The 23,887-nt window shown below is 44.4% G+C and carries 19 protein-coding genes and 1 pseudogene; 12 read left to right on the forward strand and 8 right to left on the reverse strand.

Features of this window, described 5'->3' with window-relative positions; genetic code table 11:
* Positions 1-104: 104 nt before the first annotated feature.
* Entirely contained in the window at positions 105-1,775 is a 1,671-nt protein-coding gene (locus tag KAI36_RS03570; protein ID WP_025722882.1) for a ribonuclease J, read from the forward strand.
* A 282-nt stretch (positions 1,776-2,057) separates the two neighbouring features.
* On the opposite strand, the gene KAI36_RS03575 is transcribed toward KAI36_RS03570, so the two are convergent.
* Positions 2,058-3,314, reverse strand: a complete 1,257-nt coding sequence (locus KAI36_RS03575; RefSeq protein ID WP_220026975.1) for a BaiN/RdsA family NAD(P)/FAD-dependent oxidoreductase — start codon at positions 3,312-3,314, stop codon at positions 2,058-2,060.
* Between the two features lie 292 nt (positions 3,315-3,606).
* Between KAI36_RS03575 and KAI36_RS03580 the strand changes: the two genes are divergently transcribed.
* From KAI36_RS03580 to nadE, 3 genes are all read left to right on the forward strand, one after another.
* Positions 3,607-5,346: a two-component system sensor histidine kinase NtrB gene (locus KAI36_RS03580; protein WP_220026976.1), complete on the forward strand. Its 1,740-nt coding sequence runs from the start codon at positions 3,607-3,609 to the stop codon at positions 5,344-5,346.
* Positions 5,347-5,487: 141 nt separating this feature from the next.
* On the forward strand, positions 5,488-5,922 hold the full coding sequence (locus KAI36_RS03585) for a BrxA/BrxB family bacilliredoxin (protein WP_023986978.1): 435 nt from the start codon (positions 5,488-5,490) through the stop codon (positions 5,920-5,922).
* A 101-nt stretch (positions 5,923-6,023) separates the two neighbouring features.
* Positions 6,024-6,833 (forward strand): ammonia-dependent NAD(+) synthetase, encoded by an 810-nt coding sequence (gene nadE / locus KAI36_RS03590; protein ID WP_013308728.1) that lies wholly within the window; start codon positions 6,024-6,026, stop codon positions 6,831-6,833.
* A 211-nt stretch (positions 6,834-7,044) separates the two neighbouring features.
* Here nadE and KAI36_RS03595 read toward each other — a convergent pair whose 3' ends face one another.
* Positions 7,045-7,872: an alpha/beta hydrolase family protein gene (locus KAI36_RS03595; RefSeq protein ID WP_028541020.1), complete on the reverse strand. Its 828-nt coding sequence runs from the start codon at positions 7,870-7,872 to the stop codon at positions 7,045-7,047.
* Positions 7,873-8,056: 184 nt separating this feature from the next.
* Here KAI36_RS03595 and acpS point away from each other — a divergent pair, with 184 nt between their 5' ends.
* The gene (gene acpS / locus KAI36_RS03600; protein ID WP_220026977.1) at positions 8,057-8,461 is read left to right on the forward strand and encodes a holo-ACP synthase; all 405 of its coding nucleotides are present in this window, start codon (positions 8,057-8,059) and stop codon (positions 8,459-8,461) included.
* 4 nt (positions 8,462-8,465) lie between these two features.
* Positions 8,466-9,698 (forward strand): A/G-specific adenine glycosylase, encoded by a 1,233-nt coding sequence (gene mutY, locus KAI36_RS03605; RefSeq protein ID WP_220026978.1) that lies wholly within the window; start codon positions 8,466-8,468, stop codon positions 9,696-9,698.
* A 385-nt stretch (positions 9,699-10,083) separates the two neighbouring features.
* On the opposite strand, the gene KAI36_RS03610 is transcribed toward mutY, so the two are convergent.
* Complete coding sequence (locus tag KAI36_RS03610; protein WP_220026979.1) at positions 10,084-10,614, reverse strand: GNAT family N-acetyltransferase; 531 nt, start codon at positions 10,612-10,614, stop codon at positions 10,084-10,086.
* 883 nt (positions 10,615-11,497) lie between these two features.
* Here KAI36_RS03610 and KAI36_RS27650 point away from each other — a divergent pair.
* Positions 11,498-12,952 (forward strand): annotated as a pseudogene (locus KAI36_RS27650) (IS110 family transposase).
* A gap of 446 nt (positions 12,953-13,398) precedes the next feature.
* Here KAI36_RS27650 and KAI36_RS03625 read toward each other — a convergent pair.
* The 3 genes from KAI36_RS03625 to KAI36_RS03635 form a co-directional block, all read right to left on the reverse strand.
* Positions 13,399-14,313, reverse strand: a complete 915-nt coding sequence (locus tag KAI36_RS03625; protein WP_258297292.1) for an alpha/beta hydrolase family protein — start codon at positions 14,311-14,313, stop codon at positions 13,399-13,401.
* A 34-nt stretch (positions 14,314-14,347) separates the two neighbouring features.
* On the reverse strand, positions 14,348-15,220 hold the full coding sequence (locus KAI36_RS03630; protein WP_220026982.1) for an AraC family transcriptional regulator: 873 nt from the start codon (positions 15,218-15,220) through the stop codon (positions 14,348-14,350).
* A gap of 301 nt (positions 15,221-15,521) precedes the next feature.
* Positions 15,522-16,343, reverse strand: a complete 822-nt coding sequence (locus tag KAI36_RS03635) for an AraC family transcriptional regulator (protein WP_220026983.1) — start codon at positions 16,341-16,343, stop codon at positions 15,522-15,524.
* Positions 16,344-16,517: 174 nt separating this feature from the next.
* Between KAI36_RS03635 and KAI36_RS03640 the strand changes: the two genes are divergently transcribed.
* Positions 16,518-18,710, forward strand: a complete 2,193-nt coding sequence (locus tag KAI36_RS03640; RefSeq protein ID WP_220026984.1) for an alpha-galactosidase — start codon at positions 16,518-16,520, stop codon at positions 18,708-18,710.
* A 24-nt stretch (positions 18,711-18,734) separates the two neighbouring features.
* A complete protein-coding gene (locus tag KAI36_RS03645; RefSeq protein WP_025722636.1) occupies positions 18,735-20,168 on the forward strand; it encodes a PTS transporter subunit EIIC in 1,434 nt (477 codons plus the stop codon).
* A gap of 191 nt (positions 20,169-20,359) precedes the next feature.
* Here the strand turns inward: KAI36_RS03645 and KAI36_RS03650 are convergent, their stop codons facing one another.
* Both KAI36_RS03650 and KAI36_RS03655 read right to left on the reverse strand, forming a co-directional pair.
* Positions 20,360-20,851: a DinB family protein gene (locus tag KAI36_RS03650; protein ID WP_025722635.1), complete on the reverse strand. Its 492-nt coding sequence runs from the start codon at positions 20,849-20,851 to the stop codon at positions 20,360-20,362.
* Positions 20,852-20,986: 135 nt separating this feature from the next.
* Positions 20,987-21,601, reverse strand: a complete 615-nt coding sequence (locus KAI36_RS03655) for a superoxide dismutase (protein ID WP_023986992.1) — start codon at positions 21,599-21,601, stop codon at positions 20,987-20,989.
* 521 nt (positions 21,602-22,122) lie between these two features.
* Here KAI36_RS03655 and KAI36_RS03660 point away from each other — a divergent pair.
* The 3 genes from KAI36_RS03660 to rnhA all read left to right on the forward strand — a co-directional run bounded on the left by KAI36_RS03660 (position 22,123) and on the right by rnhA (position 23,795).
* Positions 22,123-22,548: a GNAT family N-acetyltransferase gene (locus KAI36_RS03660; RefSeq protein ID WP_023986994.1), complete on the forward strand. Its 426-nt coding sequence runs from the start codon at positions 22,123-22,125 to the stop codon at positions 22,546-22,548.
* 131 nt (positions 22,549-22,679) lie between these two features.
* Positions 22,680-23,264 (forward strand): signal peptidase I, encoded by a 585-nt coding sequence (lepB, locus tag KAI36_RS03665; protein WP_025722634.1) that lies wholly within the window; start codon positions 22,680-22,682, stop codon positions 23,262-23,264.
* Positions 23,265-23,357: 93 nt separating this feature from the next.
* Complete coding sequence (gene rnhA / locus KAI36_RS03670) at positions 23,358-23,795, forward strand: ribonuclease HI (protein ID WP_023986996.1); 438 nt, start codon at positions 23,358-23,360, stop codon at positions 23,793-23,795.
* Positions 23,796-23,887 lie beyond the last annotated feature (92 nt).

The raw sequence follows: 23,887 nt of genomic DNA on the forward strand, positions 1-23,887 counted from the left end.
GTGAGAGCCCCTGTCTTCTAGAGACAAGGGTTTCTTTTTATGCATAAGTTTACGTGGAAAATGAATAATATGGATAGCATTTTCCTAAGGAGGAAATAAAATTGATGCATGCTGATAATAGATTACTCATTGCTGCTCTAGGCGGTGTTAATGAAATCGGGAAAAACATGTATTTTATCCAATACGATCAGGATATTGTCGTTATCGATTGTGGCTCCAAGTTTCCTGATGAGAACTTGCCTGGTATTGACCTCATTGTGCCGGATGTCACCTATCTGCTGGAAAATCAGGATAAAGTCAGAGCTCTCATTGTGACTCATGGGCATGAGGATCACATCGGAGGTATTCCCTATCTGCTGAAGCAGATTAATATGCCCGTTTATGGCACAAAGCTCACCATCGAATTAATTAAGATTAAGTTAAGGGAGCACAACCTTTTACGTGATGCTGAGCTACATCTTATAGATGCGGATTCAACGGTTCAAGCGGGAACGATTCAGGCATCCTTTTTCACTACCGTCCACAGTATCCCGGATTGCCTGGGTGTCTTTTTTCAGACACCGGAAGGAAATGTGGTCCATACTGGGGATTTCAAATTCGATATGTCTCCCGTCAGTGGACCTTTCCCCGATCTTCATCGCATGGCTGAAATAGGAAAGAAGGGGGTAAAAGTGCTGCTCTCCGAAAGTACAAATGCCGAAAGGCCAGGATTTACTCCTTCAGAACGTTTGGTTGGCGGACATATTTTGGATGCTTTTGCCAGAGCCAAACAGCAAGTATTTATTTCTACGTTTGCATCCAATGTTAACCGTGTCCAGCAAGTCATTGACGCGGCTGTGGAAACAGGCAGGAAACTCGTTCTACTGGGTCGCAGCATGATAAATGTGGTGTCAGTGGCTAAGGAGCTGGGTTTCTTACACATGCCTGAGGACTTGTTGATTGAGGCGGGAGAAACAGAACGGTTTCCTGCAGAAGAAATTGCTATTTTATGTACAGGAAGTCAGGGTGAGCCGATGGCTGCACTGTCCCGTCTAGCCAATTCTTTGCATCCCAGAATCGAAATTTTGCCTGGTGATACTGTAATCATTGCTGCAGGAGCCATACCCGGGAATGAACGGAATCTTTCCCAAGTCATTGATAACCTGTACGTACTGGGCGCCAACGTTATTTATGGATCAGGCAGTACCACAGGGATGCATGTATCCGGTCATGGCAGCCAGGAAGAATTAAAATTAATGATGACCCTGATGAAACCTGAGTATCTGATTCCCATACACGGTGAATTCAGGATGTTGTATCAGCATCGTCAGCTAGCGGAGTCTGTAGGGATTCCGATGGAGAATGTATTTATCGTCCATAACGGTGACACTGTTCAAATCCAAGAGGGAAGGGCATCTCTGGGGCCCAAAGTATCAGCCGGCAATAGCTTGGTAGACGGATTGGTGACAGGGGACGTAGGTAATATTGTACTGCGAGACCGTAAAAAGCTTTCTTCAGACGGAATGCTGATTATTGTGATGACGTTGAGCAAAAACGAGAAACAAATGCTCGCAACACCTGAGGTCATTTCAAGAGGCTTTGTATATGTTAAGGATTCCGAAGAGCTCATGAGTCAGATCCACGACACGATTATGTCCACAGTGAACGAGTTAACAGAAATCGAAATGAGTCAGTGGGGACTGATTAAGCAGATGTTAAAAGATGATGTTGGCCGGTTTATTTACAGTCAGACGAAGAGAAGACCCATGATTTTGCCTATCATTATTGAGGTATAGCATAGCGACAAATGTCAAAACAAGATGGAGCTTGTTCTTTACGCCATTTTTAAAAAAAGGCTTAAATCAGTAAGATGACTGATTTAAGTCTTTTTGATTTCCTTCCTACTTTTCCTATAAGAATGCGGATGTAATGGCGGTTTGCAGCGCAGCGGAGGATTTGAATCTGGAGAAGCGACAGCGTTCGCCTTTGCCACGGAATTCTTACCCTTAAATGTTTTATATAATCAAGAGAATCCCGTGGCAACAGCGATCGTAAGATCAAATCCTACGCGCAGCGTCTTAATCGCTTACGGCCGCTTGGGTTCCTGCTGTATGCCCTGTCGTAAACGCCGCTGTAATATTATAACCACCTGTGTAACCGTGAATATCGAGAATCTCACCGCAGAAGAACAATCCAGGCATCAGCTTGGACTCCATTGTTTTCGGATTAATCTCCTTCAAATTCACACCGCCCCCGGTAACAAATGCTTCCTTCAGAGAGAGCGTACCGTTCACACGGATTGGAAATGCCTTAATACGATGAGCAAGTTCTTGCCATTGCTGCTTGGGAATATGATCATAGGTCAAGTCCTCACGCAGTTCGGCTTGCTGGAGCAACAATGGAATCAAGCGTTCCGGCAAATAAGGCTTAAGCACGTTTTTGATCGCTTTTTTAGCATCGACCGATGCCAATTCCAGCGTCTCACGGTAGACTTCATCGGCATGTTTGTGAGGCTGCAAATCGAGAGTCAACAACACCGTGTTCACCTTATCCTTTTTCATTCCCTTGACGACAAACTGACTGCACCGCAAAGCAGTCGGGCCAGATAGACCGAAATGTGTAAAAATCATATCTCCTTCATGGACGACAACTTTCTTTTGCTTCGCATTCCATACGGTCAGACTGATGTCGCGTAAGGATAGTCCCTGAAGCTCTTTCGTCTGGATGAACGTCTCGCCTGAGGTCAACGGCACCTCTGTTGGATACAGCTCCGTAATGGTATGCCCTGCTTGTTCTGCCCATGCATAGCCGTCACCTTCCGAGCCGGTATGCGGGACGGATTTGCCACCAACGGCTACAATGACATTACGGCTATGTAGGATTTCACCGGAACGCAGTCGCACCCCAGCTGTATGACCTTCATTGTAAATAACCTCTTGAACAGGACAGCTTGTCCGAATCTCGACTCCTTGAGAGCGTACTTTGTTGATCAAAGCATCGACAACTGTTTTGGCTTTGTCCGTCACTGGAAACATACGCCCGTTGTCTTCTTCCTTTAAGGCTATACCCAACTGTTCAAAAAAGGCGATGATATCCCGATTGCCGAAAGCCGCCAGTGCACTGTGCAGAAATCGGCCATTGCCGGGAATGTGCCGAATGAGTTCGTCCAGCTCTTTGGCATTCGTGACATTGCAACGGCCTCCACCAGAGATCCCCAGCTTACGCCCGAGTTTGTTTCCCTTTTCCAGCAAAAGAACCTTGGCACCTTCACCGCTGGCAGCAGCAGCCATTAATCCGGCTGAGCCGCCTCCGATCACAATAACGTCGTAAGTCATAAACCTCTTCCTTTTCGTCGACAAATTTTCAAAATCATTCAGAACGGCGTAACCGATTTTTCATCATAACGTAATACCGTCACTTTAGATAGCTTTCGAGTACAGTAAAACGCGTATATCTTTCAATTGTAGGGATTTGGATTGCGTAAAAACGCTCCTCTTATAAACATCTAGTATTTAGCAAATTTTGTCGTTCTACACCGGGATTTTAACACATATATTGTAATATATTGTAGCCTGTGCTTTAATTCAACTAACGGCGTCAAGGAAAGATGATGAGGGGGAGAAGTCCTTGTTAATTGCGTTGAAGGAAAGTGTGCTCCAAGTTCTCCTTGCCGTTATATCGGCGGGTTTTTTCTCTATATTAACGGATTATGGGGATAAGAAAAAGGTTTGGGGTAGCAATCTGCTTCCTGGACCCAATCAAGGAATACTGTATTTGTGTTGCTTGCCAGCCATATTGCTATGTACACTCTTTCAATATCAGTCTCCATATGGTCTACCTTCCAATCTCGGTATTATTCCCCTTGCAGTTGGCATCATGTACGGTAGACGTCGCACTGCCTTCGTGCTCGCCGCTTCCGCACTGATGGGAGTCCTAATTATAGCCCAGTCGACAGAAATGTCCCCGATGTATGTGGGCACGGGTTTTATCCTTTTTCCTTTTATGCTCCTGCATGTCAAGTTTTTTCAAAGAGGAACAATGTTGGACAAAAAACTCCTGATCTCCGCATATGTTGTGGCTGATATGCTGTTTAAGGCGATATTTCCGCTACTGTGGGGCAAACAGGATATTGCGGTATACATTCCTGACTTACTTACAACGTTTTGGAATATTGGTGCAGGGGTGCTGGCAAGTTTTACGGTCGTGAGCCTGATGCATAATGCCTTTGAGAAGCTGGCGCTACGGCGTGATGTGACTGAGTTTACGAGCAAATATTTAATTGAAGTGGATAAGCTGCGTCAAGTTATGGATTTGATGCCGTTATCTCTTGTTACTTTGGACAGCGAAGAACGAGTTATACATATGAACAAAACGATGCTGGAACTCTATCGGGACTACGATCCCTACATTACGCTGCCTGAGGTAGTAGGTCGTCCATTCACCTCGTTATATGGTTTTAGCGCTTTGCCTGCGGTTAACGAACGAGTTGCGAAAGCGTTGGAAGGAGAGGCGGGGGCTGATTTTATAAATGTTACCCCCAAAGTATTCTTCTCAAGTTTCCTTCCTATTCGGGACAAACATGCAAACCAAACGACAGGTGTCATTATCGCCTTGCAAGATATTACAGAGCTGGAGACGCTGCGCAGTGAGCTAGGCAATTTTGAAAGGCTCAGTCTGGTTGGACAGATGGCAGCAGGCATTACTCATGAAATACGTAATCCGATGGCGGTTGTGCGTGGTTTTTTACAGCTTATGCGTGAGAAAAGCCCAGAATCCCTCAACCATTATTACCGCATTGTGATGGAGGAACTTGACCGGGCGAACGGGATTATTAACGATTTTCTTTCACTGGCCCAGAATCGAATTGTCGAAAAGGAGCAATGTCATTTGCATGATATTATTCGCGAACTGACGCCTTTATTGTGGGCAGATGCGAATCTGAGGGGACAGACGATTGAGCTAAAGCTGGAGGATCATGTGACGATGCTGCATTTGAACCCTAAGGAAATGAAGCAATTGCTGCTTAATTTATCGCGTAATGCGATGGAAGCTATGGGGGAAAAGGGAGTGCTGACCATTTCTACTCATGAGGAAGGGGATTTTGTGGAACTGGAAGTAAAGGATACAGGGCCAGGAATTCCGCAGAAACAGCTTGAAAAGCTGTTCCAACCTTTTTACACCACCAAAACGAAAGGTACAGGTCTGGGTCTGGCCTTATGTCAAAGTATAGTGGAGCGTCATCACGGTACGATTGTCGTAGATTCGGTGGAGGGAATGGGCACGCAGTTTAAAGTTCGATTGCGCAGAACCGTTCCAACTTACCGGGAGCATTCTGAGCTTCCTGTCATGAATTCGATACAGAAATAATCGTGCAAATATATAGCCGGATTTTTGCAAATTACGTGAAAAAGATTGTATAATGAAGTTTAGATGTCCATGCCTTTACTACGGCAAAGGATGAAATTAGAAACGTAGTATACATGATTTTTGGAAAAGGAGTGAAAGAATATGTCTATGTCTTTCGATCAATATATGAGAGATTCAGTTCAGCCGATGCGCGATGAACTGACGAATCTTGGGATTCAGGAACTGCGTACTTCTGAAGATGTGGAGGCCAAGCTGCCTAATGCTAAAGGTACAGTGCTAGTTGTTGTGAACTCGGTATGTGGTTGTGCCGCAGGCCAATGCCGCCCAGGTGTGGCTGAAGCACTGAAGCATGATCTTACGCCAGATCATCTGTATTCGGTTTTTGCCGGACAGGACAAGGAAGCAACAGCAAAGGCTCGCGAATTTTTCGCACCTTATCCACCGTCTTCCCCTTCTATCGCGCTGTTGAAAGACGGCGAGCTGGTTCACTTCATCGAGCGTCATCAGGTGGAGGATCGTTCGGCAGATCAGATCGCTGCTGATTTGACCAGTGCATTTGATCGTTTTTGCCGGTAAGACTGCTCAAGCTATGCCCCGCATTTTTCGCCTGCGAAACTTGCCGGGGCTTTTGCATGTTGGCTTGTGAAGGAAATTCCTAAAAAAGAGGTGCTTATCTGATGAGTTTGCAGGAACAGATTATTGCTGAATTGGGAGTACAGCCTACGATTAACGTAGAAGCGGAGGTCCGTAAGCGGGTGGATTTCCTCAAGTCGTATGTAACGAAAACGGGAAGCAAAGGGCTGCTGATCGCCATCAGTGGCGGGATTGACAGTGCCGTAGCAGCCGCTTTGTGCAAGCGGGCTACAGATGAGTTGACGCAGGAGCAAGGGGACGAATACAAAACGCTGGGTGTATTCCAGCCATATGGCCAACAGGAAGATATTGAGCATAGCTACGCGGTAGCCAAAGCGTTCGACCTGAAATATGCTGGGGAAACGAACATTAAGGAAGCCGTGGACAAGGTTGCCGTGGAAGTGGAGCATACGTTAAAGAATATCGGTCTGGAGCGTTCCATTACTCCGCAAGTGAGAGGGAATGTAAAGGCAAGAACACGTATGGTGGTTCAGTACGCACTCGCGAATGAGTTGAATCTGCTCGTCGTTGGCACAGATCACGCTTCAGAAGCCATCACAGGCTTTTATACCAAATGGGGCGATGGAGCGGTCGATATTACGCCGCTTAGTACGCTTAACAAACGTCAGGTGCGCTTGCTGGCCAGCTATCTCGGAGTTCCGCAGGCCATTTTGGACAAAGCGCCTACAGCAGGATTGTGGGAAGGCCAGACGGATGAAAAAGAACTGGGGATCTCCTACGAAGCAAACAGCGACTACCTGGAAGGCAAGGAAATTGACCCGGCGGCACGCGAAAAGCTGGAAAGCTTCTTTACACGTACAGCGCATAAGCGGACAAGCATCCCAGGAGTTTAAGCATTAATCATTTTGGAATTGTAAAATGCTCAAGTGAGGATTTTACAAAAATCCAATAAGCGATTTTCAATAAACAATATATAGATCGAAATGGTCTAGTTCGTCTATATATTGCACTTGGAGCGACTGGAATCGAATTTTGCAAAATCCTGAAGTAAATAAATGCGGCGATCCGCCCGGCGGATCGCCGTTTGTATTGAAGGGGCAATAATTAATTGGCGATCCACTCAATGAAGCGACGGGTTTCGGTAATCGCTTGATCGAGTGGAAGACTGCCTCCCTGGAATGGATGAACGGTATTAAAGGTATGAGTGCCGCCTTGAATTTGTACCCATTCGATGTCGGGACGAACGGAAGTGAGCAGGGCAGAGCCTTCCCGTAGACGTTTGGAATCTTCGGTTCCCTGGATTAGTACAGCTGGGAGCTGGCTGTTGGCAAGTCTGTCTACAATGGCAAAACGCTGGCGATTTTGTTCCAGGTCTTCCAGAATGACAGCATCCAGCGGAAGCTGTTGCCCGGTTCTTGCGTTTTCCACATAGCTACGCCCCTTGGCGCGCATTTCTTCTTTTTGCGGTAAAGTAAACAGATCAAGATCTGTCACGCCATTCCATGAAATGACGCCAGCAATCTCGCCAGGATGATCTAGAGCATATACAAAGCAGCTCCCCGCGCCTCGGCTATGTCCTAACAGAAACAACGGCAATTCTCTGAACTCATGACGTGCTCTCAGATTGGATAGCAATAGTTCCAAATCCTCTTGTTCGCGGCTATAGGTGTTGCGTGCGAACTTTTCCAGCTCGGTAAAATTCTCTAGATCCTCACCTATGCCATTATGTGAAAAGTTGAAGGTCACAACATGGTTATCCATACTCAATGCTTCTGCTATATAGGGGAACATGCCCCAATCCTTAAATCCTTTGTAGCCGTGAGCGATGATGAGCAGGCTTTTGGCTGTATTTTTAGCGGGAAACCAGGAAGCCCGGATCACCGCATCTGTACCTGCTTCGGTACCTGCTTCAACAATAATGGTTTCTGACATCCTATCCTTCCTTTCAACGGGAATTTTTTTAAATGGGCATATCAGCTGAATTTCAAAACATTCACCTATAGCCTTTCTTATTTTAACATATTTTGGTGCTGTTTTTACGCCTTTGTGACTCGCCAGGGTGTGGACGCACTGTTACAATAGATCCAGTAAAGTAAAAAGGACGGGGAATACCCAAATGATCTACGGAATTGGACATGATGTGCTGGAAATAAGCCGTATGGCTAATATTTTGGCAGGTAAATATGCAGACGCGTTTTTGAATCGGGTGCTGACCCCGGCAGAACGTGAGCTTGCTGTGGAACGCAAGGGTAGACTAACGGAGTTCGTAGCAGGGCGCTTTGCCGCCAAGGAAGCGATAACGAAAGCCTTCGGTTGCGGAATTGGGCAAATCATCGGGTTCGGCGATATGGATATTTTACCGGAACCTGGGGGGAAGCCAGTAGTTTATTTGTCTTCATCCGCGTGGGATAGACTGAGGTTGCCGTCTACAGGTGACTCGAATTACAGCATTCACTTGAGTATTACACATCAGCCTAACATTGCCTCTGCTTTTGTGATTGTCGAATATAAGGAGATGTGATGTGATGACTACAAATACATTGGAACAAAAGCGTTATTTCAGCTTTGAACTGTTGAATTGGTATACACGTAACAAACGCGATTTGCCGTGGCGCCGCCATCGGAATCCTTTTTATATCTGGATCTCGGAAATTATGCTTCAGCAGACGCGTGTGGATACGGTCATTCCGTATTTTAATCGCTTTATTGCACGTTTTCCTACAATTGAAGCGCTGGCGGAAGCACCCGAAGAGGATGTGCTTAAGCTGTGGGAAGGGCTGGGTTATTATTCGCGGGCCCGGAATTTGCAAACTGCGGCAAAACAAGTAGTTGAGCTTCACGGCGGGCAGGTACCGGATGATACACAAGCTGTCGCTGCACTGAAAGGGGTAGGCCCGTATACGACGGGGGCGATTATGAGTATCGCCTTCAACCGACCAGAGCCTGCTGTGGACGGGAATGTGATGCGTGTGCTGTCGCGTTATTTTCTCATTGAAGAGGATATTATGAAGGGCAGCACGCGGGCGCATATGGAAAGTCTGGTACGGGAGCTGATTCCCGAAGGAAGAGCCTCTGATTTTAATCAGGCTCTGATGGAATTGGGGGCGCTGGTCTGCACGCCGAAGTCGCCTCATTGTCTGACCTGCCCAGTCATGGAGCATTGCTCGGGCAGGTTGGCAGGTCGCGAGGAGACACTGCCAGTCAAGACCAAGGCGAAGCCGCCGCGGCTGGAGCCGCGCTCCGTTGCTCTCATCGAGGGCAGCGGAGCGAACGCCGGCCGCTTGCTCGTACGGCAGCGCCCGGCCAAGGGCCTGTTGGCCCGCATGTGGGAGCTGCCGCATGAGCTTGCCGGGCCGGAGGGCTACAACGGCCCGGTGCCGGATGAGCCCGCCATGGACCATTTGGCGGCTCATTTGCTGGCAGAGGGCGTGCTTGCGCGCCCGGTGCGGTTTGTACGTGAGGCGGAGCACACGTTCAGCCACATTCACTGGAACCTGCGTGTGTTCCAGTGTGAAGAGGTCGCCGCCCCTGCCGGGGAGGCGGGAGGATATCCGTTGGCTGCCGAACAGCGGGCCAGCTACATCACCGGAGCGAAGCCGAGTGCATTGATTACGCTGGCTGAGCAGGCGGAGCACACGCGCAATGCGCTGCCAGCGGGGTACCGCTGGATCAGCGAGGCAGATATGGCCACCTTGGCGTTTCCCAAGGTGTTCCTCGATCTGATCACCGAGTATTATACGAAGCAAAAAGGGAACTGATGTTAATTGAATAGCTGTCAGCAAAAAATAAAGTATTTTCTTAGTGCTTAGGTTAAGATAAGTCTCCTGTTTAAGCACTACATGCTACCCGCGTACGTTCTTTAATTAAATATTGGAAATGGATGTAGGGAGGGGGGCGTAGCGCAAGCGAAGGTGTAGGAGCGTCCTATTATTGAACTAACGGGCAGGTTAACGAAATCATGTCATGTTCTTCGTATTAAGCATAAAGTGTGATTTGACCATAACATTTTCAGTCATATATACAAATAAGCCACTCCGAATGCGGAGTGGCTTATTTCAATAAAAATCAGTTACGATTAACCTAATGCCTTAGGATTGGTTTTCTCCTGTCTGTTTGGAAATGGCAGTCTTTGTGAATGTTAAATCAATCTGATATTAATTTTGAGTAAATATTAAGATCGCTAAACTTTCCTTCAGTTTTTTCGTATTGTCTAAGTGTTCCTTCAAACGTAAAATTGAGTTTTTGTAAAAGCTTTATAGAATTTGCGTTTTCAGGAACAACCTTGGCCTCGATTCGATTTAATTTTAAAGAGGAGAATGCGAAGTCCAACAACGAAGAGATAGCTTCTGAAGCGTATCCTCTTCCCCAAAATGACTTAGCTATGTCATATCCAATTTCTGCTTTTTCATTTTCAAAATCCAAAAAATTATAACCACAAGAGCCTATAATTTCGTTCGTTTCTTTTTTAATTATTGAGAAACGAACAGCCTTCCTGTCTTGAGAAAGATCTTCTAAAAGAGTAATCATTTCTTTTGCCTGACTCTCATTAGTAAAACAACTAACATTCATAAACCTTGTAACACTTGGATCAGACCAAATCTTAAACAAGCTAGACGAATCTGATACCTGCATTTTCCTCAGATGTAAACGTTCTGTGTGTAATTCTGTAATCAATACTTTTACCTCCATTATATTTTAATAATTAGGTTTAAATATTGACATCTGCGCATAGTTCAGTCCCTTCATCTGGAAGTTAGCTTCATTGTATCAATAACTTATTAGATAAGACAAATTATTTCTGGGGTGAAAAGGGGAAAAGAGGAGAAACTTTAAAAGTAATATTCAACATTGACTGCAGTTTTACATTTTTTTTATCTTTATTTGCGAAACGGTTACCAGATTGTTTTGGTGTTTGCTTAGCGAACGTTACACACATTACGACACCAGTGTTTACCACAAAGATGGACCACCCAACTGACTCATTGCAGATTGTAGCGGTCAATAGAGCAGTCTAAGCTAACGGGAAACGATAGCTCGATAAATTGGCTTTTACCACTTTTAAACAACATGCTAAAATACATGTGTACCAGTTAACCCCTGAGTCTAACGTGGAGCATATAAGACTTCTATAAAGTATTTGTGGTAACTGGTACCGTATTAGAAGGAATTAGCCCTTAATAGGCGTATATATAATTGTGCAGTGACCTCTCTGGGAACAACCGCCCAGAATAGGTTTGGAGCCGGCAGGACATCCTCCTGGACTTCTTTAACAAAAATGAGGCGCTCCATGTTTTTGGCGCTGCACATTTGATGATTATTCAACCTGTCGAAATGACAGGTTTTTTTGCGTAGAAAAATAAAGAACTTAATAGAGAAAGCAGGAAATTGTTTCCTTCTGTCGAAAGAACTTAACAGAAGCCCTTTAAAGTTATTGAGGCAGATTCTCGACCTCTCAGTTTATTATGGGTAATGCACCGAATCTAAAACCTGACATGCTACATTGGGCCCATTGCGGAGCTCTTAAGAAAACTTGGTTAATCTGGTGCAAATGATTCGAATAGGTGATCATAAGTTGAATAATTTTATGCTTACGGATACGAGCATTATTGAAGACCAAGACAACTCAAGAGCTTTTTATCCCTTCTATGTTGGAATAGATATGGTTCGGATTTCCATGTTGCTGCTTGCATTCCATTTGAAAAGTTCCGCAGTGAGAAGGAATGGAAACGTAGTAAAACAATGAAGTTTAACTCGGATAGCCAAGGGATTACAAAGTTTATCCATGCTTTAGAAGATATTCAAGCACAATTCGAGTATAAACCCCAGGATTTCTTTATATTACTGGAACCAACTGGTGGGCATTATTCATATTTAGTTGTTAGAGTTCTATTAGATCGAGGTTACTCTATATATCAGGTTGAAAATAAAGCTGTAAAGGATTTTCGTGAACGCCAGCTAGGGCTTATGAAAAATCCGATGAAATTAATGCTAGAATCATGGCCTATATGGGATGGCACAAAACCCTTCATCCTGATACGCGTTCGGTGCGTATAGTTCGTCCTGCAAGTGCAGAGCAGGTTTTATACCGCACATTAACTAGGGATCGCTGGTTGCTTACTACTCAATTAACGAGACGTAAGAATCAAGTCCAGCAATTATTTTCTGTAACCAATCCTGAACTTAAACGAGCTTTTAAAAAGACAGGTGCGTTAAGTGTCCTCAAATTAGCCTGAAGTATCCTACAGCGCAAGAAATGGCCAAGGTAACTCAGGATGAACTTAGGCAAACTCTAATAACAATTGGTGCAAGAACTACTGCTACAAAAGCCTCTATGACCTTGGCAGAACTGTTACCCAACACATTAGCCTTGAACATTCCACATCTAGCTGAACGGCAAACGTGGCTTATTGAAGAGGCCTTGCGTATAGATGAAGCGATAAAAAGCATGGATAAACAGATAGCTTCCCTGCTTTATGGGAATAAAGAAAAAGGATATAAACCTCATCCTTATACAATGATACTTATGTCCTTCCCTATCATGAGTGAATCTATGGCCTGTACATTTATCGGTGCTATTGGTGATATTGAACGTTTCTCAACATATTTAGAGCTTAAAAAGTACCTTGGTGTAGCTGCGGAGAATAAAATCTCGGGAACATCCGTTTTTAAGAGTAGGCAGACATACGAGGGTGTTAGAGATACTCGTAGAGTTCTATTCTTAATGACTTTGCTACTAATATCTCCAAAAATAAGTAAAAATAGTTTTCGTGTTTACTATAAACGATTAGTTGATCGAGGAATGGCAAAGAGAAAAGCAATAGGGCATGTATGCGGTAAGATTGCCCAAGTTTTATACTCATGCCTTAAAAACAATGAAACGTATGATCCTTTCAAACACGCGAGCAAAATGGGAGTAATCCTTGACGAAGATAAAGTAAGATTAAAGATCCCAGCTAATTTAGAAGATTACGAACGCCAAGCGGATGAGTTAGCAGATGACGATGTCTTATAAACGACCAGTATCTTACACTGCCTTACACTGAACATAAATAGCTCATTGCATGTAAAATTGGAAATAAGAAGCTTCCAAATTTCGGTAATGGGCTCATTTACATTTTTCTAAGCGCTACACTACATTAGACTGAGGCTAGAAAATTGAAACAGCGACAACCAAGGACGAGAAAATAAAGTCCTAGACTGTCGCTGTTTCCATTGAACTAACGTTTCACGTTAGTTTAGAGACGTGCGAGTTCAACTGCATTTTCTAGTTTATTACGACTGCACTGATAACTAAAGGCTGCTTATTCTATTAAATTCAAATCTTCAGCTTTACCACTACTTGTGATACGTTCCCCGCGATGTCTGCAACGGCAAGTTTCAAGGCCTTCATTTGCTGGAAAACACATTCTTCATGCAACCTAATATATATGCCCCTCAACTGAAAGCTTTTCCAAAAAACTATCCGTCACATCTCGCGTCATGATGGATATATAGAAAATCCAATATGTCTGCAATAAGCGTTTTATGGAAATATTCGCGATCAAAGCCGGAAGGGTCTTGCGAAGGGAGAAATGCCGGGGTCTTCATCGATTCCGGGAAGGGGCTCAGAAAGGAGTAATGTCCAGCGTTTTCAACTGTTCTGTATTGTATCTTCTTCGGATCAGCAGCGCCACCCAATATCATTTGTGCGTGAAAAGGGGGAGTGTATGGATCCTTCTCTGCATCCAGCATCAAGATGGGAAGGTTAACCGCACGCAAGGCCCCTTCAGCTCGGAACCAAACTGCCGCCGGTGCTAGTAGAACTAGGGACTTGATTCTGTGATCCCGTGTAACCTCTATGAGCTGCGGCTTCCCGTCCGAGGCTTCATGAGGAAACGAAGTAGGCATGCCACCCGCCGCTGCCAATGCCGTGTAACCGCCCAAGGAATGCCCGATGATCGATACGGCGTTCGGCATTAATTTCTCCTTAAACATCTTACTTTCGAAAAACCAGTCGGTGGCCATCCTAAGGTGTCTAGGTCTGTAGGCAAGGTTCTGTACCGTCCCTTCCAAGCTGTTGTCGTTTCGATTGTTGTACGGATGCTCCGGCATGCCGACGATAAAACCGTTGCGCGCTAAATGCTGAGCCAGCGTCCGGTATACAAGCGGCGAACCTCCGGTACCGTGAGAAATAATAACCAATGGAAGCCTCCCTCCCGAAGGCTCTGCGCCTCTGGCCAATTCCAACAGGTATGGCCCCAATCGCTCTACTTGTTCAGGATTGTCTACCGGATACATCACCGTCATGGGAAATGTAATGCCTAAAGAAGCATCGTCTATTTTTACTTCTCGGTATCCTGCATACCCTTTCTTAAACTCTGCGTTTCCTATCATCCACCATACTTCCTTTCCTCGCACTTCGCTCCAGTTACAATATGGGGCCAATGGGTATATAAATATCAAACTCGGAATCATCATTCGTAGGACCCAAATATCTATGATCGTATCGTGCAATTTCCGGATCGTTCGTGCGCATTCTTCCCGATTTCGGTAACCAAGTGTTATAGATGTAATAGAACGTATCTGGCATTCTATCCAACGAGCCCCGGTGCGTGAATACGGCGTATGTAGCTGCTGGGAGGACTTTATTGATCATACCTTCAGGGATCTGACCCTCTTCACTTACTTCGACACAGGCGGTGTAGGAGACTTCCCATTGAACTCCTGTAAGCATAATTAATGCGTAAAAGGTGGATTCAGGATCTCGTCTTCTCTCGATTTCCGCCACTCGTTGCCTGAAACAGCTCCACAGCTTTCCGATTTCTCGGGAGTCCAGTCCCCTTAATTCCATTCCAACCAAATAGCGTTTTTCCTTGTTGATAATTAAAGGGGCGAGGGTTACTCCGTAGAGCAGATGCCTCATCCCGGTTTCATCCAACGCTTTCTTCTCCATCGTCCGAAACAGCGTGTCTTTCATGTTTATTTGCTTGCGGAACCGTCCCGGCGATATGGCGAACATTTTTTGAAAGGCACGTGTGAAGGCTTCCTGAGATTCAAACTGATATTTGATGGCAATCTCTACGATTCTAAGATCGGAATGAAACAAATCGTACGCCGCATGAGTCAATCTCCGCCTCCTGATGTAATCCGAGACGGTGTTTCGTGTGACGGATTGGAAGATTCGGTGAAAATGATAGGGGGAGTATCCTACCCATTCCGCAATTTCTTCGGCTGTGGTCTTTTCTATCAGATGGTCTTCAATATAGGCTATCGCTTTGGTCACCGATTCAATGTAATTCATTCAACACCTCCATGGAGTTACCACAACTGTACATCATTTCGTCATTTTATTTTTGATATATTTTGCGGAAATGGGGCACATCAGAAACTTTCCGTTATTTGTGATACGGTTAAGCGTATCATTATTAACTAATCTGCCCGTTAGCTTAATGAAGCAACGTCAGTCTAATACTTTATTTTTCAGTCTAGAACTTTATTTTCTTTTGACAATAGCGGCAGTATGGACATGAGGTTGATCCATACTGCCGCTATTTTTCTGTTTTTGGAATGAATATGCCTAATTTAGTTGCGAACGAAGCGTGTTATTTTTGGGGATTTTTTCGGTATTCGGATGGAGTCATCTTGTTTACCGTTTTGAACATTTTGGAGAATAGGAGTACATCTTTATACCCTACAGACCGCGCAATATCTCCGATTTTAAGGGAAGTATTTCTTAATAGGGAGCACGATTTTTCAATCCTCAAATGTAATAAAAATTCCTGCGGTGACTTATTTAGTTGCTGTTTAAATAAACGATGCAAATACGAACGGTCAATTGAAATGTACTTGGCAATGTCACTTACGGTAATGAAGTGTGAATAGTTTTGTTGAATGAAGAGAAGCGCTTCTTTAATATACCGCTGCTGTCTTACCTCATGGTTGACTTCCTGATTAGGGTAATGTTCAAACATCAAATACAGAAATTCATACAGCTTGGATGCAAGCAGCAGGTCTTTGTTGGATTTCAGTGTAGAAGAAACGACGATGCTCTCCATACAGCGGGCAAGGCTGCCCTCCGCTTCCAATCGGAAAATGGGATTGTCCCTATTGATACAGGTCCGGCTTAGATATTCTTTTGCTTGCACCCCATTAAAACCAATCCAGGCATATTCCCATGGGTCCACTTCATCTGCTTCATAATAAATTAAAACCTTCGGCTCAATAAAGAAAGCATCGTTTTTCTCCAAATGATAGATTTTATCGTTGACTTTAAAGATCCCTTTTCCTTTTAAAATATAATGCACCATATACCCGCTTCGAATGGCTGGACCATAAGAGTGTTTGCTGGTACAGCTTTCTTTGCCACATGTGTATAAATTGAGATCCAGGTTGTTATAGGAATGATTGGAAAAGTGTGAACTCATTTGTTTTCACCCCTTAATTCATCTCTGCATATTATCACACCGTTTCATATAGAGTCTACATTATTCCATATAATTATTAAAACTATTCAATTATTATTAGGATGTAAACAATAATCAAACAACATAATTTATAATTTTTGAAAAACGTACTATTGGCGCTATAAGGGGGTTGCTATGGCTATACACATCGATAAAGAGAAGCTTTTATTCCATTTACAAGGCAGCAATACGAGTTATGTCATGCAGGTTATACGAGATGGTTATTTAGCCCATCTGTATTGGGGAAAGAAAATTCAGAACTATCGGGGAAGCAATAAGATCATCTTTATGGATAGAGGATTTTCACCCAATCCGGATGGCGAGGATCGAGCCTTTTCACTGGATACCATCCCACAAGAATACCCGTCATTTGGAAATAGTGATTTCAGAATTCCTGCGTATCAGCTTCAATTGGAGAATGGTTCTACCGTGACAGACTTTCGGTATAAAGAACATCAGGTTTACCAAGGCAAGCCCAAATTGAAAGGGCTTCCTTCTACTTATGCAGAGGATGATGGCGAAGTAGAAACCCTGGAAATCGTCCTTGAAGACCCATTAATTGATGTAAAGATTGTACTATCCTATAGCCTGTATCAAAAGCGGGATGTCATTACCCGTTCAGTCCGTTTCGATAATGAAGGTCGGCAGCAGCTAAAACTGCTTAAAGCGTTAAGTGCTAGTGTGGATTTTCGTGATGATGAATACGAACTAATTACCTTGTACGGTGCGCATAATAATGAAAAAAATATAGCAAGGCGAAAAATTTTACCCGGAATTCAAATGGTAGACAGCTGCCGTGGAGCTAGTAGCCCTCAACAGGCACCCTTTATGGCACTTGTAAGAGAAGGAACAGATGAAGAACAGGGTGAAGTGTACGCCTTTAATCTGGTGTACAGCGGGAACTTTACGGCCCAGACTCAGGTAGATTCCTATCGGAACACAAGAGTCACCATGGGGATTAATCCTTTTGATTTTACATGGCTGCTTGAACCGGAGGAATCGTTCCAAACGCCAGAAGTGGTCATGGTATACACCGAAAATGGCTTGGGCGGCATGTCGAGAATTTATCATGAATTATACAGGAACAGATTATGTCGTGGGCCTTTTCGTGACAAGGAGCGGCCGATCCTGATTAATAACTGGGAAGCCACCTACTTTAACTTTGATGCCGACAAGATTGAGCAGTTGGCGAAGGAAGCTCAAAGTGTAGGAGTGGAGCTGTTTGTATTGGATGATGGATGGTTTGGAAAACGGGATGATGACAATACTTCATTAGGCGATTGGGTGGTGGATCGTCGCAAACTTCCAGATGGATTGCCGGATCTTGCAAACCGCATACGAAATCTGGGTATGGAGTTTGGTTTGTGGTTTGAACCTGAAATGGTATCCATAGACAGCGATTTATACAGAAAGCATCCAGATTGGTGTATCCATGTCCCTGATCGTCCGTATACGTTGGGAAGAAATCAGCTGATGTTGGATTTATCGAGGAAGGAAGTGTGTGAGTACATTATTAAGTCGGTTTCCGATATTTTATCGGACGTTCCAATTACTTATGTAAAATGGGACATGAATCGTCACATGACGGATGTGGGTTCGGCAGCCTTGCCGCCAGAGAGACAAAGGGAGACTGCGCATCGTTATATCCTGGGACTCTATAATATTATGGAAGAGCTTACATCAAAGTTTCCCCATGTCTTATTCGAGAGCTGTTCTAGTGGAGGAGGCCGTTTTGATGCCGGCATGCTCTATTACATGCCTCAGACCTGGACGAGTGACAATACGGATGCCATTTGCCGACTGAAAATTCAATGGGGAACAAGTCTTGTCTACCCTCCAATTACCATGGGGGCACACGTCTCCACAGTACCCAACCATCAAGTGGGCAGAATAACTCCCTTGGAGACAAGAGGTTATGTCGCCATGGCCGGGAATTTTGGATATGAGCTAGATTTGACGACATTAACCGTTGAGGAAAAAGAAATAGTAAAAAAACAGATAGCTCTATATAAAGAAATTAGATCGCTTATTCAATTTGGAAAGTTTTACAGAATAATCAATCCGTTTGATGATAATGAAGCCGCATGGAGCTTTGTATCAGAGGATCAAACGGAAATGGCGGCCAGCTATTTCAAGATTTTATCCCAACCTGCTGCCGCGATTAAAACATTAAAATTCAAAGGTCTGAATCCAGACTACGTTTATAGAAATGTAGAAACCGGTGAGCTATTCGGCGGTGATGAATTAATGCATGTCGGCATAACGCTTGCCAGGGTGAAGCAGGACTTTTTAGGCATGTTCTGGAGATTTGTTAAAGAAGACATCTGACTCAGCTAGAGGAGGTTTTACTAGATGGAAGCAAAAGAGAAGCAGTATAAGCAAATTTCTCAAGAAATTTTAAAATATATCGGTGGTGAAGAGAACATTATCGGTGTGGCCCATTGTGCCACAAGATTAAGAATTGTCCTTGAGGACAATGAAAAAGCGGAATTAAAAAAGATTGAAGATATTGATCTGGTTAAAGGCGTTTTCATAGCGGGGGACCAACTGCAGATCATTTTTGGAGCAGGGTTGGTCAATAACATCTATGCCGTGTTCTCCAAACTGACCGGAACAGAAGATATGTCATTAAGTGATGTCAAATCGAAGTCCGCACAAAAGCAAAATCCTTTTCAAAAAGCCATTAAATCGCTGTCAGATGTCTTCATTGAGATCATGCCGGGAATTCTTGCCGCCGCATTGTTAATGGGGATAACCGGGCTGTTAGGTCAGAAGGGGTTATTTGGTCCTAAGTCGATTGTGGAGATGTACCCAATTTTTCAAGGGATCAATCGCTTCGTTCAAATCGTTTCCACGGGTATTTTTACAATCCTGCCGCTGCTTGTTGTTTATTCCGCAACCAAGAGATACGGCGGTCGTCCTATTCTGGGGCTTGTGCTGGGTGCGATTATGCTTCATCCGGCACTGGCAGATGCTTTTGAGGTAGCTAAAGGGAGTCAAAATCCGGAATCGATCAGTCTTTTCGGCCTTCCCGTACAGTTGGTTGGATTTCAGGGCGGTATTATTATTGCTCTAATGATGGGATATGTGGTAGCCAAGTTGGATCAGTTTTTTAACAAAAAGGTTCCAGACATGATTAAACTATTTTTGGCTCCTTTGCTGACTGTCTTTGTTTCTTCCCTTCTATTGTTTACGATTATCGGCCCTCTTGGGCGAGAGCTAGCCAGTCTGGTCACCGTTTCGCTGCTTTGGATGACGCAAAATCTTGGGATATTCGGTTTTATGTTTTTTGCAGGCATTCAGCAGATCATTGTTATTACAGGCTTACATCATGTTATGGGTGCGGTAGAAGCGCAGCTGTTAACCGATACAGGCAGAAATTTTATCAACCCATTGGCATCAGTAGCTTTGATGGCTCAAGGGGGCGCCGTTTTGGGGTATATTCTTTTGAATCGCAAAGACACCAAGGTTAAAGAAATGGGTTACTCTGCATTCGGGTCTGTACTTTTTGGAATCTCGGAACCAGCGATCTTCGGGGTCACTTTAAAGTATAAGTTTCCCCTGGTTGCTGGATGCCTCGGAGGAATGATTGCGGGAGCATATGTATATTTAAGCAAGCTGACAGCCATAGGATTCGGAACCACGGCTCTTCCTGGCTTTGCAATTGCAGCGTCAGAGAACCATGGTCATATGAATTATCTTATCGCTCATCTTATTGCCCTGTTATGTGGAGCATTATTTACATTGGCTTACGGTGCTTTCAAGAGCAAGAGGTCAACACTCTGAACCAAGAGAATATTGATAGGTGAATAACTTAATCAGTTACAATCAAGCTTTTATGAAAACGATTAAAAGAAGAGAATATGCGTGGAATGGACAAGAGAGCATAGATGAAAAAATAAAAGGGCCGTCCTCGGTAGTTAAAAACTACGGAGGACGGTCCTATGTTCACATGAGTATATATTTACTGCTTAAAGCTAATCGATGCTAACATCGCTCTCAATCAGCCCTTTGCCGATTACATTGGCCGAAACCGGAGCCTTGCCGAGCTCCCGAGACCATATGGACAACTGCCCAATATGGTGGATTTGGTGGGCAATGACATGGCGCATCACCTCGCCCCAGGCATCAATTACAATTCTGCCGTCCGGGAGGTGATCTTCAAACCTTTTCCGTTCCAGACCATCATGCCAGGCGAGCACGAACGGCTCGACATCGAGTCGAAACTTTGCATCCAGCTCACGGACTTTGTCGAGCGTATCATACAGAGAGAAGTCCTCCTGAAAGTCGGGTTTGCCCTGAATCGTTTGAATCCAGCTCCACTCCACATCAACGATATGAAAGAGTGTCTTTAGAATGCCGCCGACTCCGCCGACGCGTTGTTTCAGTAATTCCTCCTGCGACACCTCTTCACACCAGCGGTACCATTGTTCCCGAATTATCCAGTTGTATCGAAAAAAAGTCTGCATCCATCAACCTCCAGGGACTGTATTTAAGAATCCTCTCCATCAGTTTACCATGCAATGCCAAAAGGGCTGTCTCATTCGTAGAAAATCTACTTTTGAGACAGCCCTTTATTATAGGATAGAGATGTTGTTACTGGCTTATTTCTTTGCAGCCGCGTAACGTTTGTTTACTTCATCCCAGTTGATTACATTGTAGAATGCTGCAATGTAGTCTGGGCGTTTGTTTTGATATTTCAGGTAGTAAGCATGCTCCCAAACGTCCAGTCCAAGTACCGGAGTCAGACCTTCGGACAGCGGGCTATCCTGGTTTGGAGTGCTAGTGATCGCCAGTTTGCCGTCTTTGCCGACAACCAACCAAGCCCAGCCGCTACCAAAACGTGTTGTAGCTGCTTTAGTGAAGTCTTCTTTAAATTTGTCGTAGCCGCCCAGCTCGTTGCTGATTGCTTCAGCAATAGCACCTGTCGGTTGTCCACCGCCGTTAGGACCGATAACTTCCCAGAACAGGCTGTGGTTGTGGTGTCCACCACCGTTGTTGCGAACCGCAGTGCGGATGCTTTCAGGAACGCTGTCCAGATTGGAGATCAGATCCTCCAGGCTTTTGCTTTGCAATTCAGGAGCGCTCTCCAGAGCTGCGTTTAAGTTCGTTACATATGTGTTATGGTGACGATCATGGTGAATTTCTACTGTCAGTGCATCAATGTGCGGTTCCAGTGCGTCTTTTGCGTAAGGAAGTTCTGGTAATTGAAATGCCATAGTAAAATCCCTCCTGGTTATATGGTTGGGTAAGTGTTCCTATGTAATAATACCCTCGACAGTTATATTAAACCGCATTCAGCCTATTTAATCAACATTTTTGTTTGTAAAATAGCAAACTGGGCAATACGGCCTGGTAGCTAGCATGTCCAAAAACCCGATTGGAATACATAATACATAGGTAATAAGAGGTAAATTGTGAACATTAAAATGTAAACGCTTTATATACAGCGCTTACATGAGAAAAAGGGATGTATTCCGTCAAAAAGTATGGTTTAATGGTCAAGGAAGCAGAAATTTCGGCTTTTTTGTCGTCTGCTATAATCTGTCATGTCTATGACATGACGAACTTGAGGGCATACACCCTTTTCCTGTTCTTCATTTCATATATAGCAGATCGTATGCATTTTTATCATAATGCCTTGTGATTAACACCATGATAAGAAATTTAAGGATTTATGTAAAAATGACGGTGCTGTCTCAATTTTTTTATTATGCTTACGAAAAGGGAGATATTACTTATGCACGTTCGTTCCTTTCAATTAAGTGATGTGAACTCAGTAACGGAACTCATGCAAATTGCCTTGTCAGAGGAGTGCTACAAAGAGACGGTGAGTGCGTTTGCCCGTCAGCTTTCGTGGGATTCCGGTTTGATCATCGTTGCAGAAGAAGAGGGTGAGATCGTTGGTGCTTTGATCGGCACGATCGATCAGAATGATGGTTGTTACTATCGTATCGCTATTCACCCAGATCGTCGTCGGATGGGAATCGGCAAATCGCTTGTGGAGTCCATGGAGCAGCGTTTTCAGCAACGTAAGGTTAGCCGTATTTGGGTAGCAGGGGACAAGCATAACAGTGCGGCCATGCCTTTGTACGAAGCGATGGGCTATGGAGCAAGCCAGATTTTACAGGCTTTTCAGAAGCTGAGTATTTTGGCGCCTCATTAATCGGGAATCGAAATAAAGAGAATTGAATAACATTAAGTATAATATTTACATTTAGAGCATATCTGAGTAACCGTTGCAATCGGGTACGGGATATGCTTTTCTATTTATAACAGGGTTGAGGAGGTTTAATTATGGACGCTTTGGCTCCTTCGTCAGGCCCACTTCCCTCGCCGGAAACGTCCAAACCAGCAGGTCGCTCTGGTTACATACGCGATTGGTTAGTCACTCTTCTGATCGCCATGGTCGTCTTGCTGCTTCTGAACCTGTTTGTATTTAACTTGTCCACGGTCAGAGGACATTCGATGCAGCCGACGCTAATGGAAAGCCAGCATTTGTTCGTCAACAAGCTGGTTTATAATTTTCATGATCCGGGCAGGGGGGACATTGTGATTTTAAAAGATCCCGATTCCAAGCTGTCGAGTCCAAGATTTTTAGTGAAAAGAGTCATAGGTATTCCCGGAGATGTAATCCGGGTTGAACATAATCATTTGTATGTGAACGGTGAACTGCTAAATGAACCTTACACCAACTCTGACGTGGAGGATGGTGATTATGGTCCTTTTACGGTGGAGCCGGAGCACTTTTTTGTCATGGGAGATAATCGCCATACTGCAGCAAGCAAGGATAGCCGCTATTTTGGCAGCATTAAATCTCAAGATTTACTGGGACGTGCAGAATTTATATTTTGGCCGATATCTGAGTGGAAATGGCTATAGAGCAACTAAAGTCTGAAATTAATGCGGAACACGTCCGAACCGATCAGGACCATGACGGAGCAGGCGGTTACCGATTAGGAAAGGAAGAGGATGATGAAAGAAGTGATGGTATATACCGACGGTGCTTGTTCGGGAAATCCGGGTCCTGGGGGCTGGGGGATTGTTTTGCTGTATGGGGAACATCGAAAAGAGCTGTCAGGTGCCGAGAAAATGACGACAAACAACCGTATGGAGATCAAGTCTGTGATTGAAGCACTGAAGCTGCTCAAGGAGCCTTGCCATGTGAAAGTACACAGTGATTCTGCCTATGTCGTCAATTGCTTCAAACAGGGCTGGATTAAGAATTGGCTTCGTAATGGCTGGCGCAACAGTAAAAATCAGCCAGTGGAGAACAAGGAACTATGGGAAGAATTGTGGGAACTGATGGGTAAGCATGAGGTTGAATATGTGAAGGTTAAGGGGCACAGTGACAATGAACTGAATAATCGCTGTGATTTTCTGGCGACCAGTGCTGTTAAAAATTTACGGTAGCATCTGCTGCTGTTTTCTGTTGAAATTTGAGATATGAGAATTTTGCAAATCCTCATATCTGTAATGATAAAAAGTGGAAGAGAGGTGAGTAT

The organism is Paenibacillus sp. S02 (genome assembly GCF_019454065.1).
Taxonomy (GTDB): Bacteria; Bacillota; Bacilli; order Paenibacillales; family Paenibacillaceae; genus Paenibacillus; species Paenibacillus polymyxa_B.